This is a genomic window from Bradyrhizobium sp. Cp5.3 (genome assembly GCF_000426265.1).
GTDB classification, from domain to species: domain Bacteria; phylum Pseudomonadota; class Alphaproteobacteria; order Rhizobiales; family Xanthobacteraceae; genus Bradyrhizobium; species Bradyrhizobium neotropicale.
The window spans coordinates 195,447-210,841 of sequence record NZ_AUFA01000004.1 but is presented as its reverse complement, the minus strand read 5'-3'; the positions used below and the strand labels follow the sequence as shown (position 1 = coordinate 210,841).

The 15,395-nt window shown below is 62.4% G+C and carries 14 protein-coding genes; 6 read left to right on the top strand and 8 right to left on the bottom strand.

What is annotated here, in order from left to right:
* Positions 1 to 45 precede the first annotated feature (45 nt).
* The 3 genes from K289_RS51460 to hisC all read right to left on the bottom strand — a co-directional run bounded on the left by K289_RS51460 (position 46) and on the right by hisC (position 4,191).
* Entirely contained in the window at positions 46 to 1,617 is a 1,572-nt protein-coding gene (locus K289_RS51460; protein WP_198024674.1) for a hypothetical protein, read from the bottom strand.
* 279 nt (positions 1,618 to 1,896) lie between these two features.
* Entirely contained in the window at positions 1,897 to 2,946 is a 1,050-nt protein-coding gene (pstS, locus tag K289_RS0108730) for a phosphate ABC transporter substrate-binding protein PstS (RefSeq protein ID WP_027551150.1), read from the bottom strand.
* A gap of 192 nt (positions 2,947 to 3,138) precedes the next feature.
* Positions 3,139 to 4,191, bottom strand: a complete 1,053-nt coding sequence (gene hisC, locus K289_RS0108725) for a histidinol-phosphate transaminase (protein ID WP_027551149.1) — start codon at positions 4,189 to 4,191, stop codon at positions 3,139 to 3,141.
* A 227-nt stretch (positions 4,192 to 4,418) separates the two neighbouring features.
* Here hisC and K289_RS0108720 point away from each other — a divergent pair, with 227 nt between their 5' ends.
* The gene (locus K289_RS0108720; protein ID WP_027551148.1) at positions 4,419 to 5,897 is read left to right on the top strand and encodes an FAD-binding oxidoreductase; all 1,479 of its coding nucleotides are present in this window, start codon (positions 4,419 to 4,421) and stop codon (positions 5,895 to 5,897) included.
* A gap of 92 nt (positions 5,898 to 5,989) precedes the next feature.
* On the opposite strand, the gene K289_RS44105 is transcribed toward K289_RS0108720, so the two are convergent.
* The gene (locus K289_RS44105) at positions 5,990 to 6,484 is read right to left on the bottom strand and encodes an RlpA-like double-psi beta-barrel domain-containing protein (protein WP_027551147.1); all 495 of its coding nucleotides are present in this window, start codon (positions 6,482 to 6,484) and stop codon (positions 5,990 to 5,992) included.
* Between the two features lie 90 nt (positions 6,485 to 6,574).
* Positions 6,575 to 7,114 (bottom strand): hypothetical protein, encoded by a 540-nt coding sequence (locus tag K289_RS44100; RefSeq protein WP_245283872.1) that lies wholly within the window; start codon positions 7,112 to 7,114, stop codon positions 6,575 to 6,577.
* A 970-nt stretch (positions 7,115 to 8,084) separates the two neighbouring features.
* On the opposite strand from K289_RS44100, the gene K289_RS0108700 reads away from it, so the two are divergent.
* On the top strand, positions 8,085 to 8,666 hold the full coding sequence (locus K289_RS0108700; RefSeq protein ID WP_245283871.1) for a hypothetical protein: 582 nt from the start codon (positions 8,085 to 8,087) through the stop codon (positions 8,664 to 8,666).
* Positions 8,667 to 8,766: 100 nt separating this feature from the next.
* Here K289_RS0108700 and K289_RS0108695 read toward each other — a convergent pair whose 3' ends face one another.
* Positions 8,767 to 9,192 carry an SgcJ/EcaC family oxidoreductase gene (locus K289_RS0108695; RefSeq protein WP_027551144.1) on the bottom strand — a complete coding sequence of 142 codons (426 nt, stop codon included), beginning with the start codon at positions 9,190 to 9,192 and terminating at the stop codon, positions 8,767 to 8,769.
* Positions 9,193 to 9,251: 59 nt separating this feature from the next.
* On the bottom strand, positions 9,252 to 9,560 hold the full coding sequence (locus tag K289_RS0108690; RefSeq protein ID WP_156917877.1) for an ABC transporter substrate binding protein: 309 nt from the start codon (positions 9,558 to 9,560) through the stop codon (positions 9,252 to 9,254).
* 418 nt (positions 9,561 to 9,978) lie between these two features.
* On the opposite strand from K289_RS0108690, the gene K289_RS0108685 reads away from it, so the two are divergent.
* From K289_RS0108685 to K289_RS0108665, 4 genes are all read left to right on the top strand, one after another.
* On the top strand, positions 9,979 to 10,830 hold the full coding sequence (locus K289_RS0108685; protein ID WP_027551142.1) for a 3-hydroxybutyryl-CoA dehydrogenase: 852 nt from the start codon (positions 9,979 to 9,981) through the stop codon (positions 10,828 to 10,830).
* A 192-nt stretch (positions 10,831 to 11,022) separates the two neighbouring features.
* Entirely contained in the window at positions 11,023 to 11,487 is a 465-nt protein-coding gene (locus tag K289_RS0108675) for a group III truncated hemoglobin (RefSeq protein WP_035684284.1), read from the top strand.
* 277 nt (positions 11,488 to 11,764) lie between these two features.
* Entirely contained in the window at positions 11,765 to 12,424 is a 660-nt protein-coding gene (locus K289_RS0108670; RefSeq protein WP_027551140.1) for a ubiquinol-cytochrome c reductase iron-sulfur subunit, read from the top strand.
* 118 nt (positions 12,425 to 12,542) lie between these two features.
* Entirely contained in the window at positions 12,543 to 14,270 is a 1,728-nt protein-coding gene (locus K289_RS0108665) for a methanol/ethanol family PQQ-dependent dehydrogenase (protein WP_027551139.1), read from the top strand.
* A 225-nt stretch (positions 14,271 to 14,495) separates the two neighbouring features.
* Here K289_RS0108665 and K289_RS0108660 read toward each other — a convergent pair whose 3' ends face one another.
* Positions 14,496 to 14,771, bottom strand: a complete 276-nt coding sequence (locus K289_RS0108660; RefSeq protein WP_027551138.1) for a hypothetical protein — start codon at positions 14,769 to 14,771, stop codon at positions 14,496 to 14,498.
* Between the last annotated feature and the right edge of the window lie 624 nt (positions 14,772 to 15,395).

The following is a 15,395-nucleotide window of genomic DNA, read 5'->3' as shown; positions in this document are numbered from 1 at the left end:
GGGCGCAAGCCTAACACAATTCACCGGCCATTGCAGGCAAAACGATCAGGCCGGCACAGCCTCACGTGCGCGCTCCGGCTGTCGCCGCTCGGCGAGCACGGTGAAGCTGCGCTGGCCCTCATGCACGGGCGCCTCGACGATGACGCCCTCGCAAACGATCTGTCCGCCGAGCATCCTGAACTCGAGCTTGTCGTAGCGCGGCATCTTTTCGCCCGGCTCGGGCGGCAGCAGCTCGATGCGCCCCTGGATGTTCAGCGCGGCCTCACCGGTGCCATGCAGCCGCGGGTTCCACATCCTGATCCCGGTCTCCGCCCAGCGCCGCCGGATCAGCGTGGCGCGATCGATGGGCTCTGCGGCTTTCGCCGGCGCCTTCGGAACATCTCGCGCGTCCGGTGCGGGGGATGCGCCAACCGCAGGCGGTTCGCTGCTCGAGGTGATGCGGAGCGCCGACGCCGAAGGAGCTTCCTCTGCTTCGGCTGTAGCAATCGGCGCGCTTTCGACAGTGATTGCCTCGCTGGCAGCGTCGTCGCGGCTGATGCCGGCCTCGGGACAATCGACCAGAGCAGTCTCGGCAAGTTCGATCGGGCCGACCGCAATGGCGTCTACCGCCACCGGCTCGACGTCGATGACTGTGCTGCTGGATGACTTGTCGCCGGAAATATCTGCCAGGACCTCCGGAGAGCTCTCTGTGCTATCGGCAATGGCCGGTTCGTCCGCGGCGACCGTCTCGAGGTCCGCGATGCTGTGGCTCGGATCGCTGCTGATGCTGACATCGGGATGATCGGCCGGAGCCTCTTCCGCAAGGGCGGCAAGGCTTGCCGCAGAGGCGTCTACCGTGACCGGCTCGATGTCGGCGGCCGTGCTGCAAGACGACTCGTCGGCGACAATATCCGCCAGAGCCTCCGGAGAGCTCTCTGTGCTATCGGCAATGGCCGGTTCGTCCGCGGCGACCGTTTCGAGGTCTGCGATGCTGTGGCTCGGATCGCTGCTGATGCTGACGTCGGAACGATCGGGCGGAGCATCTTCCGCGAGGGCGGCAAGGCTTGCCGGAGAAGCGTCTACCGCGACAGGCTCGATGTCAGCGGTCGCACTGCTGGCTGACTCATCAGCGCCAGCAATATCTGCCAGGGCCTCGGGAGAGCTCTCGACGACCTCGATAACGGCTGGCTCGTCCGCAGCGACCAGCTCAACATCCACGGTGTCGCTGTGGTCTGGATCGGCGCTCGTGCTGGCGTCCGGGATCTCGGAGTGGTCTGAAGTCTCGAGAATGGTGAGCGGAGCGTCATCTGCGATGATCGTCTCGATGTCCGCAAGTGTGGTGCAAGATGGGCCGTTGCCGACATCGGGGCCGCCGGCCGAAGTCTCTTCAGAAAGATCCACGGTCGTCGCGCTCTCAACGGCAACCGCGGTGATATCGCGAGACGGCTCGCTGCCGACGCAAATATCGGCAGAAACAGCCGCAAGACCTTCCGTGCTATCGGCAACGACAACGGGAGAGTGTTCCAGAGCGACCGGCGCGACCCTCGCGGCGTCGACCTGCGTCGAGGGCCGAAGCTTACTGAAAGCCCATTTCACCGCAGGAACGCGGCGCAGCAACGCTATCAGTTTCGAAAGCACTGGAAGTTGTCCAAAAGGTACTCGAAATGAGACATCGCTGATTCGCCAGCAAAGCAAAAATTGCCCCGGCCGTCACATAGATGTCAATGGATGCGGCCCAATTGAGGCGCCCGCATCCACGAGTGAGGGCGGCAGCACAAATGCCGTGACCGCTGCTAGCCTTTCGACTGTTACTGACGGCCGCGCTGCATTCCGTTCTCTGATCGTTCTTCCGACATGCAACGCCAGTGAGCAGCGCAGAAGATACACGTGCGCTTGGTGGGCCGCCAGTTTCCCGCCTCAGCGCTTGACGGCCGCTGATGCCACCGTGGGCGCTTCGATGCTTTGCTGCCAGTAGTGTTCGATCTGCTCGATCAAGGCAGGCGGCAAGGGAACGTAGTTGAGCATTTCGGCCTGGGATTTCCCGTTCTCCAGCGACCAGCGAATGAAGTCGATCGCGGCCGCCGACCGTTCCGGAGATTTCGCGGTCTTCGGCATCAACACGAACGTCGTGGCGGTGATCGGATAGGCGTCCTCGCCGGGCGCATTGGTGAGCACGAGATGGAAATCCTTCTCTGCCTTCCAGTCCGCGCTCGAGGCCGCTGCCTGGAACGATGCTGCATCGGGGACGACGAAGTTGCCTGCGCTGTTCTGCACGACACCGAAGGAAATCCTGTCCAGCCGTTGCAGTGCGTAGGTGTATTCGAGATAGCCGATCGCGCCGGGAACGAGACTGACGAGCGAGGCGACGCCGTCATTGCCGCGTCCGCCCAATCCGAGCGGCCACTCGACCGAAGTGCCTTCTCCGACCGCCGTCTTCCATTGAGGACTGACCTTCGAGAGGTAGTTCGACCAGTTGAAAGTCGTTCCGGATCCGTCGATGCGATGAACGACGGTGATCGGCGCGCTCGGCAGCTTGATGTCGGGATTGATCGCCCGTATGGCGGGATCGTTCCAGGACCTGAGCTTGCCGAGATAGATGTCGGCAAGCATCGCTCCCGTGAAGCGGATCTGGCCAGGCTTGACGCCGTCAATATTGACCACCGGCACGACGCCTCCGACCACGATCGGGAATTGCATCATGCCGAGCTTGTCCAATTCTCTGGGATCAAGCGGCATGTCGCTTGCGCCGAAATCGACGGCTTCCTTCTTGATCAAGCCGACGCCAATGCTCGAGCCCACCGATTGATAGCTGACAATGTTGCCGGTCCTGGCCTTGTAGGCGTCGATCCATTTCGCCATCACCGGCGAAACGAAGGTTGAGCCCGCACCCCTGGTGTCGGCAGCAAAGCTTTGCGTCGCCATGACCAGGGCGGTGAAGATGATCGGTAGCCTGAGGCGCTTTGTCATGGGCGCGACCCTAGCAGTTCCAACACCAGGCCAATGTGGTCTATGTCACAAAAGTGCAATGTGCTTTCTGGCGCCGGCGCGGGCGGGAAAAGCCCGGCGTAGTCACTTCGCCGATATGCGGATTTGTCAGCTATATTGTCGCATCTTGCCGGCTAGCGCGATGCGGCGGCGTGGTCCGCCGCCAGTCCTGGCTCAGATCAGATCGCGCAGCACTTCAATCAGCCGGCCACACTGCTCTTCCGTTCCGACCGTGATGCGCAGGAAGTCTTCGATGCGCGGCTTCTTGAAATGCCGGACCAGAACGCCGCGCTGCCGAAGCGCAGCCGCGAGATCGGCTCCGCTTTGGCTGCGATGGCGCGCAAAGACGAAGTTCGCGAGCGAGGGCAGCACCTCGAAGCCGAGCTGCCGGAGATCGCGGGTCAGCGCTTCGCGGCTTGCGATGATGCGGGCGCGGGTCCGCCGAAACGACTCGTCGTCCTCGATGGCTGCGACCGCGCCGGCGATGGCGAGGCCATCGACGGGATAGGAGTTGAAGCTGTCTTTCACCCGTTCCAACGCTTCGATCAGCGGCCGTTGACCGATCGCAAAACCAACCCGCAAGCCGGCGAGCGAGCGCGATTTCGAGAAGGTCTGGACGACGAGCAGATTGTCGTGACGTGCAACGAGCGGCACGGCGCTCTCCGCGCCGAAATCGACATAGGCCTCGTCGACCACCACTAGCCGGTCCGGATCTTCGGCGAGCAGGGCGGCGATTGCGTCGCGCGGCAGGGCGATGCCGGTGGGCGCGTTCGGATTGCAGAGCAGGATGGCACTTGATGGTCGCCGGTAATCGGCGAGCTCAATTCTCATCGCGCCATCGAGTGGCACCTCCTCGTGAGCGACCCCATAGAGGCCGCAATAGACGGGATAGAAGCTGTAGGTGACGTCGGGGAACAGCAGCGGCGCATCGTGCTTCAGAAGAGCCTGGAAGGTGTGTGCGAGAACCTCATCGGAGCCGTTGCCGACGAACACCTCTTCGGGTGCCACATCGCAGCCCGCCGCGATCGCCTCGCGCAGCCGCGTCGCCCGCGGATCGGGATAGAGGCGCAGCCGCTCCGCAGCCGATGCGATCGCCGCCAGCACGCGCGGCGAGGGCGGATAGGGGTTCTCGTTGGTATTGAGCTTGACGATGCCGTCCTGCTTCGGCTGCTCGCCTGGCACATAGGGCGACAGCGTATGGACGACCGGACTCCAGAAGCGGCTCATGATCTCCGATCCAAGTTGATCGGAGCACAGTAGGATATGCCGGGCGTCGGTGGAAGTGCGCCTCCCGTTGAGGATTCGAAGCAGATCTGCACCAGCGTCGCAGCCGGAGACGTTCCCGCAAGCGCTGCCCTCATGCTAGGATTGGCCGCAAACGTGAAGAACCGAAAACAAGAACGAAGGCCGGCGCACCCAGGCTGCGCAGAAGAGCCGCAAAAAGAGAGGAATACATGCCGGGTGCAGCCCTTCCCACCATTCCCTCCATTCCGACCGCGCCCGTGACCGCTGCCATTCTCGACCGCTTGCAGGCAATCGTGGGCGACAGGGGCCTGATCCTGGACGAGCAGGACAAGCGGCCGTTCGTGACCGACTGGCGCGGCGCGCTGGCCGGGCAGGCTGCAGCGGTCGTGCGTCCCGCCAGCACCGCGGAAGTCTCCGCCGTCGTGAAGCTCTGCTATGACAACGGCATTGCCATCGTGCCGCAGGGCGGCAACACCGGTCTGATGGGCGGCGCTACGCCGTGGCCTACGCATCGCGGCATCCTGCTGTCGCTCGGCCGCATGAACCATGTGCTGAATGTCGATCCCGTCGGTTACGCCATGACCGTGGAGGCGGGCTGCATCCTCGAGACGCTTCAGGACACGGCTGCACGTCATGACCGCTTCTTTCCGCTCAGCCTGGGTGCCCAGGGCTCGTGCATGATCGGAGGCAATCTGTCGACCAATGCCGGCGGCGTGCAGGTGTTGCGCTATGGCAATGCGCGCAATCTGGTGCTGGGCCTCGAGGTCGTGCTGGCCAACGGCGACGTCTGGGATGGCTTGCGCGCACTCAAGAAGGACAATACCGGCTACGACCTCAAGCATCTGTTCATGGGCGCCGAAGGCACCCTCGGCATCATCACCAAGGCGGTGCTGAAGCTCTGGCCCGCGCCAAAGGACGTGTGCACGGCGTGGCTCGCGATCCGCGATCCGCTAGCCGCCATCGAGATCCTGTCGGAAGCGTATGCCGCTTCCGACGACAATGTCAGCTCCTGCGAGCTCATGAGCCGCGCGTGCACCGACATGGTGCTGCGCCACATACCCGGCACCCAGGATCCGCTCAAGGCGGCGACCGAATGGTATCTCCTGCTCGAATGGTCGTCGGCCCGGCCGCGGCAGGACGGCGCTGCGGGCATGTCGGACAAGATGGAGCAGTTCCTGGCCGACCAGCTCGACGCGGGCCGCGTGCTGGATGCGGTGATCGCGCAAACGGAAGCGCAGTCGCGCAACATGTGGCGGATTCGCGAAAGCGTGGCCGAGGCCTCGCGCACCGAGGGACCCGGCTTGAGCTACGACGTGTCGGTCGCGGTCTCCAGAATCCCTGACTTCATCGACAAGGGCCTCAAAGCCGTGCTTGAGATCCTGCCGACGATCCGCCCATACCCGCTCGGCCATATCGGAGACGGCAATTTGCACTTCTCCTTCATGGGTCCAAAGGGCATGGATCGCGAGACGCTCGACCAATATTCCGCGGCGATCACGCGGGTCGTCAACGACCTCATCACCTCGATGGGAGGCTCAATCTCGGCCGAGCATGGCATCGGCATCGAGAAGCTCGACGAGCTGGCGCACTATCGCTCCAGGACCGAACTCGACATCATGCGCACGATCAAGCGGGCGCTCGATCCCAGGAACATCATGAACCCGGGAAAGGTGCTGCGTCTTTCGTGAGCGAGACGCAGGGTGTCGCGATGCGGCTGCAACATGTCCGCTAAGGGCGCTCGCAAAGCGGACGTTGGTGCCGCTGCAGCCTGCAATCACGTCTAGGCAATTGGTCCGGGTGTCCAATCGTCGCCTACAAGCGGCGTAACCTTGACGCCAGCAATGACTCCTCGTTGCAGGCTTGGATCGAAGTGGCGCATCGTCTGCTCATTCAAATCAATGATGCGACCAGGCGTGAGAGGTCCTACATCGTTTATTTTGACGATGGCCTTCTTGCCTGCACCCTCGACGAGGGCATATTTCGGCTTCGCGCCAAATTGAACCCCGCCAAACTTCTTACGCAAATCAGTCTTGATGGCAGCCGCCCACGCAGATGGATCATAGCGCTCCCCGGAGGCTGTGTTCACGCCGCCCTCCCGATATCCGGGCCGGAACGGGTTGTACATGGAGGCTGCGCCGACGATCGCGGGTCCAGAAGCGGCGCTATCGACGGCATCTGAACGAACCACGCCGATTTCACTCCGAGCCATGGCAACGGATGAAATGGCAAGCGTCATTACGGCGCCGCACATTGCGGCGCTCAAGCGAAACACGATCGGGACTCCATGACTGATTTTGGATGCAGCATTCGGCGGGCTCTCGCGCGAGGTTGCGCGAGAGTGCAGGTGCTATCGGAGCCGAGCCGTCTATTTGCGGATTGGTGCCAATCGGGCGCCAAAACTGGCGAGGAAGCCGCGCTGGTCTTGGTCGACGAAAGCAGGGTTGGCTGGCACCGCGGCGGGAGCGCGGGCATCGACGTAGCACGGGCGATACATGGCTTGGAGCTGTCTGCCGCGAAGAAAGATCATTCTGCGGGTAAGACCGCCGCGGCTTGTAATCCACCGCCGCACTTGGGATGGATATCCCGAATAGAGCAACTGGGTTGCTTCAGGATTAGTGACAGTTCGGCCATTGCCGGCGAAATCATAAGCGGCGTGAAAGCCAAGGGTCGCGTTCGAGGTGACACAAATCTTGTCGTGAGGGATTGTCGAGAGGAGGATGGTGCAGGCCGAAGCGCAAAGGCCATCGATCATCACCGTTTGGCCTGAAGCGCGGAGTTCGCTGTACCTGGAGAGGTACTCTCCAATCTGCCCACCCGGGTCGTCTGCAATCCGAACCGCCGCGTGGCCTGACCCCATGCCCGCGAGCAAGAGCGCTGCCGTGAGCAGCGCAGACAGAATTTTCATCAATGTCCCTACCCAAGTTGATGTTGTGATGCGGACGTCCGCCGTAGCGCATCGGGCCGGAAAACAATGGCCGACGACGGTTCAGGTGTGACGCCAGAAGTCGAATTAGCGGCTCGCGGCCGCCGCTTAAACTAACTGCAACGTTTGTTGCGCGGTGCATGCACGCGCACTGTTCCCTGGCGGAAACCCTTTGCATTTCGATGAGTTAGCGGAATCGTTGCGAAACGATCGCGTCTTGGTTTGTGGCGGATCTTTGGCGCGCGACGAGATGCCGGCACGCTGATATGGTGTAACGGGAGGATGGAGCGATGAAGGTCCTTGCTGCGACACTCGCCCTGCTTGTCTCGAGTCCGGCCGCCGCCCAAGAGTGCCAGACGTGCTCGTCGACCGACGCCTGCATACAGACGTACCTCAAGTCGACCGCGCAGGCGCAACGGGAGGTCAAGCAGGCAATCCGGGATTGGAGACAGAACCTGGACAGGAAGGCCTCAGGGGAATTGCTCAGCAAAGGTACGGTAGCTTTACAAGGCGCCATGGAGTCTCAAGTTCGCTCGGAGCTTGAGCGGCTAAAGGAGTGCCTGGCCAAAATCCAATAGCGGCGCGCGATCTGGCCGCCTTCGCTCCGTTCGGCTTTGACCCGCGAGTGCGCTTGGTGTGCAAATCGGCCATTTCTGATTAACCTCAGAAGAGGCAGTCTGGTAGTTCGCACTTTCGACGCCGACTGCCAGAAATGAATCCACCGCGCCGCCGGATTTAAGCCGCATTGCGACCCAGGTCACGGCCAAAGGTCAAGGCCGGGCGGGGCGCAACACCGGGGTTTTCCATGTCCGGTCATTTGCGATTTTACTTCGCTGGTTTTGTCCTTCTTGCAGCCCTCTCGACGTCGCCCGCGTCTTCGAACCCTTTCGCCGACTTCTTTAATGTCGCTCCCGCGACACCGCCCGCGCCCAAATCCGAGCAAGAGTCGTGCGTGCCGCGACCCGGTAAGTCGACCGCCGACGGCCAGCACTGGGTCTATCGATTGGAGGGCCGCCGCAAATGCTGGTTTCAGGCTGCAGAAGGGACCGCGCCGGTGAAGAAGCTGCTTCAGCGCCGCGCCGCCAAATATCGTGTTGCCACAGTCCAGGAGAACGAGACGGCAGGGCGTACGCGGAAGGTTGCGGTGGATGCGCGAGCGGAGCTGCTTCGCTCAGTACCTGTGGATACGTCTCGGCCGAGCCCTTCCGCGCCCGTGCAGGTGGCTGATGCTGATCCACTCGCGACCGCGACCACGCTGGCTCCCGTTCTCAACCGCGCGAACGACCGGCTGACGGCTGACCGCATCACGCCGAGTCAGGTCGACGTGGAGGCGCTTCTGGCGGCCGCGCCGGCCGCCAGTGACGTGGTTGCCGCGTCCGCGTCTTCGGCGACGCCGCTAGCCTTTCCAACCGTCGAGGCCGGCGATGATGGGTGGGACTGGAGGTGGCTTGGCGTGCTGCTGATGGCTCTGGGGCTCGCATCCGTCTTAGGCTCGAGCCGAGCCATTCGGGAGGCCGTGCTACTGCATCACTAGTCGGAGGAATCTTTCGCGCGTCGATGCAACTGCCAGTCGACCGCAATCTCGCGCGGAAGCCAGCTTCTGGCGCAAAGCGGTTCTGCCGCACGAGAGAAGCCTACTTGCCATCGTTCCATATGTCGGTCGCGAGCTTCCAGTCATCTCCGACCTTCTCCCAAACAACGACATACTTTCCAGTCACCTCCTGCGGCGTCGGTCCCTTGGTCTTCAGGACGAAGGTGCCGATCTCGCGTGCGGCGGCTGGGCCAAGTGGCTTGACGTCGACCGTTGTGAGCTTCGGATCGGCAACTTGTTCGGCCATGCTCTTCCACATTGCCTCGATGGCTGCTCGGCCGTGCACCATCGGAGAGCCGGGCGGGAGCGCGGTTGCATCAGTGCTGTAGAGTGATCCGATCCCGGCGAAATCTCCCTTGTTGAAAAATTCGATCCATTTCGCGTTGATCGCGTCAATCTCGGCCTTCTGAGCCGAAGCCGGCGCGCTCAATGAAATCACGAATGCGATTGTCAACGCTATGCTGCGCATGATCGTCTCCAGGCTAAGTGCACGATGTGAATGCAGGCAGTCGTCTTGGCGCGAAGTTTTCATTCGATCACCTTGTCGGCGCGGGCGAGCACGCTGTCGGGAATGGTCACGCCAAGTGCCGCGGCCGTCTTGAGGTTCACGGCGAGCTCGAAAATCACTGGTTGCTCGACGGGGTACTCGGCCGGATTGGTGCCCTTGAAAACCCGGTCGACGTAATGTGCCACCTTGATGCAGATCGACTCGATCTTGGGATGATAGCTCGCCAGCGCGCCCAGCGACATGAACGGGCTGGATTGGTGACCGCCGGCATTCTCGGTTTGGCAGGCAACGTCGCGATGGCCGGTCTCGTCGGATCGCCGATCATCCATATGAAATTCCGTCGCAACATTGATCGAGCTCAAAATCGACTGCTGAAACGAAATGCAAAAACGATGTGATCTTGAGCGGAAGACGAGAGTTTTGCAACGCTCACGATGGGCGGGAATGCTCGCGAAGGTCGCCGCCGTCAGGCTGGCCCTCGACCGGTCGGCCTGCACACCCGACCGGCCCGGTCTCCCCGCATCCTCGGCATTCCCTGGGGGCGGGATGGGCGCGGGCCAAACAGGCCGAAAGAACGGCAAATCAGGCCTATCCAAGGGAACAGGCGGCTTTATTCCGGCCAAGGATGCTTTAAGGAAGGGCCAGGATCAGGTCGCACCCGCCCGGCAGCGGTGCTAGACCCTGATGCAGGGAAAATGGGGCTGGGCCCGTGCTGGCACGCCCGCAGGACGAGAAGGATGTGAATCAATGATCCAAACCGTTGGCATCATCGGGGCAGGGACCATGGGGAACGGCATCGCGCAGATCTGCGCGGCGGCGGGGCTCGACGTGGTGATGGTCGACATCTCCGATGCCGCCGTCAGCCGCGGCATCGCCACCGTCGGCGGAAGCCTCGACCGTCTGGTCAAGAAGGAGAAGCTGTCCGCGTCCGACCGCGAGGCGACTCTCAAGCGCATCACGGGAACGACCGACCGGGCCAAGCTCGCCAATTGCGACCTGGTGATCGAGGCCGCGACCGAGAACGAGGAGCTCAAGGTCAAGATCCTGAGGGATCTCTGCGCGACGTTGTCGCCGCGCACGCTGATCGCGACCAACACCTCGTCGATCTCGATCACGAAGCTCGCCGCTGCGACCGATCGCCCCGACCGCTTTATCGGCATGCACTTCTTCAATCCGGTTCCGGTGATGGCGCTGCTGGAACTCATCCGCGGTTTGCAGACCTCGGACGACACTCACGCCAAGGCTCTGGACTTCGCCAAGCGCGTCGGCAAGGTGGCGATCACCGCCAAGAACAGCCCGGGCTTCGCCGTCAACCGCATCCTGTGCCCGATGATCAACGAGGCGATCTTCGCGCTTCAGGAAGGGATCGCCACGGCGGAAGAGATCGACGCCGGCATGAAGCTCGGCTGCAACCATCCGATCGGTCCGCTGGCGCTCGCCGATCTCGTCGGGCTGGACACCATGTTGTCGGTGATGGAGGTCTTTTACAAAGGCTTCAACGACCCTAAATACCGTCCAGCGCCGCTGCTCAAGGAGATGGTCGATGCCGGCCATCTCGGCCGCAAGACCGGGCAGGGCTTCTACACCTACAGCGCCTAATTGGCGCAGGCGGCGGGTGTTCGGAGCATGATCCGGAAAAGCGCGTAGCGGTTTTCCGACAAGATCATGCTCAAGATATAGCGTCCGCCGCCGCACTCCCGCAATTTGCGCTGCGACAAAGACGGAGCGGCGTGGTCAGCCCAGACAATGTCGCAAGGGCGGTTGCGGAACCAACGAACGGATAGCAAGGGAATGTCGGATCGACTGAAGGCCGAGCGGGAAGCTGCGGCCGAGCGGCGGAGCCTCCTGGTTCAGGATGCGATCGAGCGCACCGGGATCACCGAAGAGATGATCGGGGAACTCGTCACCCGCTTCTACGGGCGCGTGCGCGAGGATTCATTGCTGGGCCCGGTGTTCGCGGTCGTCAAGGATTGGGACGAGCACCTCGCCAAGCTGAGGAATTTCTGGTCATCGGTTGTGCTGATGACCGGCCGCTATCATGGCCAGCCGATGCGGGCGCATCTGCCGCTGAGCCTGATCGGCGATCATTTCGATCGCTGGCTCGACCTGTTCGAGCAGACCGCCCGCGACGTCTGTCCGCCCGCCGCCGCCGCGCACTTCATCGACAAGGCGCGGCGCATCGCCGATAGTTTTGAGATGGCATCGGCCACGGTCGCGGGGCGCATTGCCGCGCCGCGCCACATGCTGAGATCCTGAAACTGAGATGCTGAAACGACAAATTGCCTGCAAAACGTGCAGTTGCATTGTCATCGTGTTGCATCGCGCCGCATGATGGCGCGTTGCACCAATACTGACATCATCGGTCTGACCTGCAAAATCATCATGACCGATCGCGCATCATGACGTTGCAATCGCGAAAATGCGCGTGAACGCGTTCACTCGCGTTCAATCAAAGCGAGCAAAGCCATATTGATGCACTGCGATGCCAATTCTCCGCCATGTTTTTGGCAGAGTTGCAGCGCCTGCTAGATGCATGTCGAGCTCATCGTTCAACATCACCTCAACATCATCGGCCTCTGACATCGCAACGGAACCTGACGCCGACGCGGGCGCGGAGCAAACGCGGCGAACGATCCTGATCGGCGCGCTTGTCACCACGGCCTGCCTTGGTTGTTCGGCACCGTCCCGTGCAGGCGAAGACGCGCCCGGCGCCGACGAGCGGCCGCAGAAGGGCGATCTCCTCGTCTTCTCTGAAGGCGATCAGGAAGGAAAGGTCATCACCGCGGCCGATCTGCCGCGCGGCGGACCGCCGGTGCATGCCTGGCCGAAAGATCCCAAGACATCGGTGGTGCGCAGCGGCTCGCGGCTGAACGAGATCCTGATCATCCGGCTCGATCCCGCCGAACTCGACGAGCAAACCAAATCGCGCGCCGTGGATGGCATCATCGCCTATTCGGCGATCTGCTCGCATGCCGGCTGTCCCGTCACCGCCTGGGTCAAGAGCGATGTCGGCGACAAGGAGGTCTTCAAGTGCATGTGCCACAACTCCGAATACGATCCCCGCGCGGGCGCGCAGGTCGTATTCGGGCCGGCGCCGCGGCGGCTCGCCGCGCTGCCGCTGGCGCTCGTTGACGCCACGCTCAGCGTCGCCGGCAATTTCATCGGAAAGGTAGGTGGCCAGCAGCCAGGATGATGGATCGCGGGTCGCGCCCGCATCACGACAGGCCGCATCCGCATCTCGTGCGGATGACGAGAAGAACGACAAGAATTCACGTCAAGAATTCAACGGATGAAATCAAGGGGAAACGTCCATGACCAGGAAGCAATGGTTACTGTCCGGCTTCGTCGCCTTCACCTGCCTCGTCCCGATCGCCGCCGGCGCCGGCCCGATCGAGAATTACAGTCCGGTCACCTCGCAGCGCCTGGAGAATCCGGAAGCCGGCAACTGGATGCTCTATCGACGGACCTATGACGGGCAGGGCTATAGCACGCTCGACCAGATCAACACCTCGAACGTCAAGAATCTCACGCCGGTCTGGACCTTCGCCACCGGCGTCGTCGAAGGCCACGAGGCGCCGCCGATCGTCAACAACGGCGTGATGTTCGTGGCAACTCCCATGGGGCAGGTGATCGCGCTGAATGCCAAGACCGGCGACGAATACTGGCGCTACAAGCGGCAACTCCCCGACGATCTGTTCCAGTTGCATCCGACCAGCCGCGGCGTCGGCCTCTGGGACGACAAGCTCTATCTCGCCACCACCGACGACCACGTCGTCGCGCTCGACGCCAAGACCGGCAAGGTGGTGTGGGACACCAAGGTGCAGGATTATAAGAAGGGGCAGTACATGACCCTGATGCCCCTGGTCGTCGACGGCAAGGTCATCGTCGGTGGCTCTGGCGGCGAGTTCGGCGTGCGCGGCTACGTTGCCGCCTACGATGCCAAGGACGGCAAGGAGTTATGGCGAACCTTCACCATTCCCGGTGAAGGCGAGCCTGGTCATGACACCTGGCAGGGCGAGGACTGGAAGAACGGCGGCGGCTCGGCCTGGATGACCGGCACCTACGACAAGGACACCAAGACGATCTACTGGGGCGTCGGCAATGCCGCGCCGTGGCCCGGCGAGATGCATCCAGGCGACAATCTCTACACCTCGTCCGTGATCGCGCTCGATCCCAACACCGGCAAGATCAAGACCCATCACCAGTATCATCAGAACGATTCGTGGGACTGGGACGAGGTCGATGCGCCGATGCTGGTCGATCTGCAACGTGACGGCCGCAGCATCAAGAGCCTGATCCATCCGGGCCGCGATGCGATCTTCTGGGTGCTCGAGCGCACGCCGACCAAGATCAATTACGTCGCCGGCTGGCCGTTCGTCTCCACCGACGTCTGGAAAGGCATCGAGCCCGAGAGCGGCAAGCCGATCGTCGATCCCGCGCACAAGCCGATCGTCGGCAAACGCGTCGAGTTCTGCCCGTCGCTCTGGGGCGGCAAGGACTGGCCGTCGGCGGCCTACAGCCAGAAGACCGGGCTCGTCTACGTGCCCGCCAACGAGAATTTCTGCGGCGGCTTCACCGGCGAGAAGATTCCGCTGAAGCCGGGCGAGCTCTGGCTCGGCACCAAGCCGGAAGACATCGGCCTGAAGGCCAAGCCCGGCGCCGATCATTTCGGCGAGCTTCAGGCCTGGGATCCCACGACCGGCAAGAAGGTGTGGCAGCACAACTTCCCGAAGTCGCAGCTGTTCGGCTCGGTGACGGCGACCGCCGGAGACCTCGTCTTCACCGGCGGCACCAACGACCGCAACTTCCGCGCCTTCAACGCCAAGACCGGCGAACTACTCTGGGAGCAGAAGACCAACTCCGGCATCATGGGCATGCCTGTGTCGTATGAGGTCGACGGCACGCAGTACATCGCGATCCAGTCCGGCTGGGGCGTCGATGCGCAACGCATCCAGGATGCGCTGGCGACCAACAATATCGGCATCGAATCCAACGTGCCGCAGGGCGGTGTGGTCTGGGTCTTTGCGCTCAAGAAATAGCTCCGCTGGCGGATCGAAAGAAGCGGAGCGTGCAGGGGGCGAGCGAATGCGGCGGACGGCAGCGTCCGCCGCATTCTGCTGTGTGCGCCCTGAGAGGGGCATAGCTGCCTGCTTGAGGCGGACCGCCACTCGTCCCCACGCAAAAGAAGGCGGACTACATTGCAGGGCCACGCAAGAAGCAGGCAGAGAAATTCGACTGGTCGGGATCAAAGGGCAAACGCCGCCTCATGCTCCGAGATCGGCGCCGCCGTCCTGCCTTTCGAGATGTTTCAGCATCGTGGTGCAGGCTTCCTCCGCTTCCGCGAAAGTCTTGAACGGTGAGCCGCCGATCTTGATCGCGCCATTGGTCTGATAGAGCGGTCGCCATGACGCCACATAGCCCGGCTGCCCGTGAAAGCCGGGACCGGCGGGACTCTCATGGCTGATCACGAACGAATAGCCCTCGCTGCTCGCGCTCCATATTTCCATGTGCTCGACAGCGCGGTGGAATTGCAGGGCCATCAGCGTCAGTCACCGGGACATGAGATCGTCATGTTCGGGCCCCCCTTAGCCAACCATCATAAGCAAGCTCATTGCCCCCATCAGCACGAAAAATCCGGTCATCGTGGTGACGATGAACCTACGCTCTACCCCGTTCATGGCCGTCTTCCTTCGTGGCCTATGAAGGCAGCATGCCGACTTCCGGAAGTCGCGTCGGTTCGTTTATGGACATAGAAAGCCAGTAATTATGCGGGCTGCGCCCTTTTCGCAGGACTGAATTCATTGGCAACCGTGGCACCAAGTCCAAGCCCGTCTGCGGGCCGCATCGGGTCTACCGGATCCTGACCACGGAGGCGAACGCAGTGGTCGAGCCAAGCCGATACCAGGTGATCCTGGCGGCCGATGAGAGCGCGATGTCTGAATGCGCGCACCGTGGGATGAGGCGCGCTGCATTGGCAGTTACCGGATGACGCGCTCAAGATCGTGATGCGTGGGGCGGACAAGCAGGGTAATGCCGCTGCATAACGCGGGCGCTCTTCACGGAAGCGCAAACAAGAGCGCCGCCCCGAAAGGTCCGGCGAGTGTTAGTCCGTGTCAGCGAACTCACTTCTTTATGGCGTCTGCCGCGTGCCTTGCGGCTTCTCA

Excerpts from the sequence above, each read along its gene's own strand:
- pstS (WP_027551150.1), bottom strand. The coding sequence starts at position 2,946 with ATGACAAAGCGCCTCAGGCTACCGATCATCTTCACCGCCCTGGTCATG.
- hisC (WP_027551149.1), bottom strand. The coding sequence starts at position 4,191 with ATGAGCCGCTTCTGGAGTCCGGTCGTCCATACGCTGTCGCCCTATGTG.
- K289_RS0108720 (WP_027551148.1), top strand. The coding sequence starts at position 4,419 with ATGCCGGGTGCAGCCCTTCCCACCATTCCCTCCATTCCGACCGCGCCC.
- K289_RS44100 (WP_245283872.1), bottom strand. The coding sequence starts at position 7,114 with ATGAAAATTCTGTCTGCGCTGCTCACGGCAGCGCTCTTGCTCGCGGGC.
- K289_RS0108695 (WP_027551144.1), bottom strand. The coding sequence starts at position 9,192 with ATGCGCAGCATAGCGTTGACAATCGCATTCGTGATTTCATTGAGCGCG.
- K289_RS0108690 (WP_156917877.1), bottom strand. The coding sequence starts at position 9,560 with ATGGATGATCGGCGATCCGACGAGACCGGCCATCGCGACGTTGCCTGC.
- K289_RS0108685 (WP_027551142.1), top strand. The coding sequence starts at position 9,979 with ATGATCCAAACCGTTGGCATCATCGGGGCAGGGACCATGGGGAACGGC.
- K289_RS0108675 (WP_035684284.1), top strand. The coding sequence starts at position 11,023 with ATGTCGGATCGACTGAAGGCCGAGCGGGAAGCTGCGGCCGAGCGGCGG.
- K289_RS0108670 (WP_027551140.1), top strand. The coding sequence starts at position 11,765 with ATGTCGAGCTCATCGTTCAACATCACCTCAACATCATCGGCCTCTGAC.
- K289_RS0108665 (WP_027551139.1), top strand. The coding sequence starts at position 12,543 with ATGACCAGGAAGCAATGGTTACTGTCCGGCTTCGTCGCCTTCACCTGC.
- K289_RS0108660 (WP_027551138.1), bottom strand. The coding sequence starts at position 14,771 with ATGGCCCTGCAATTCCACCGCGCTGTCGAGCACATGGAAATATGGAGC.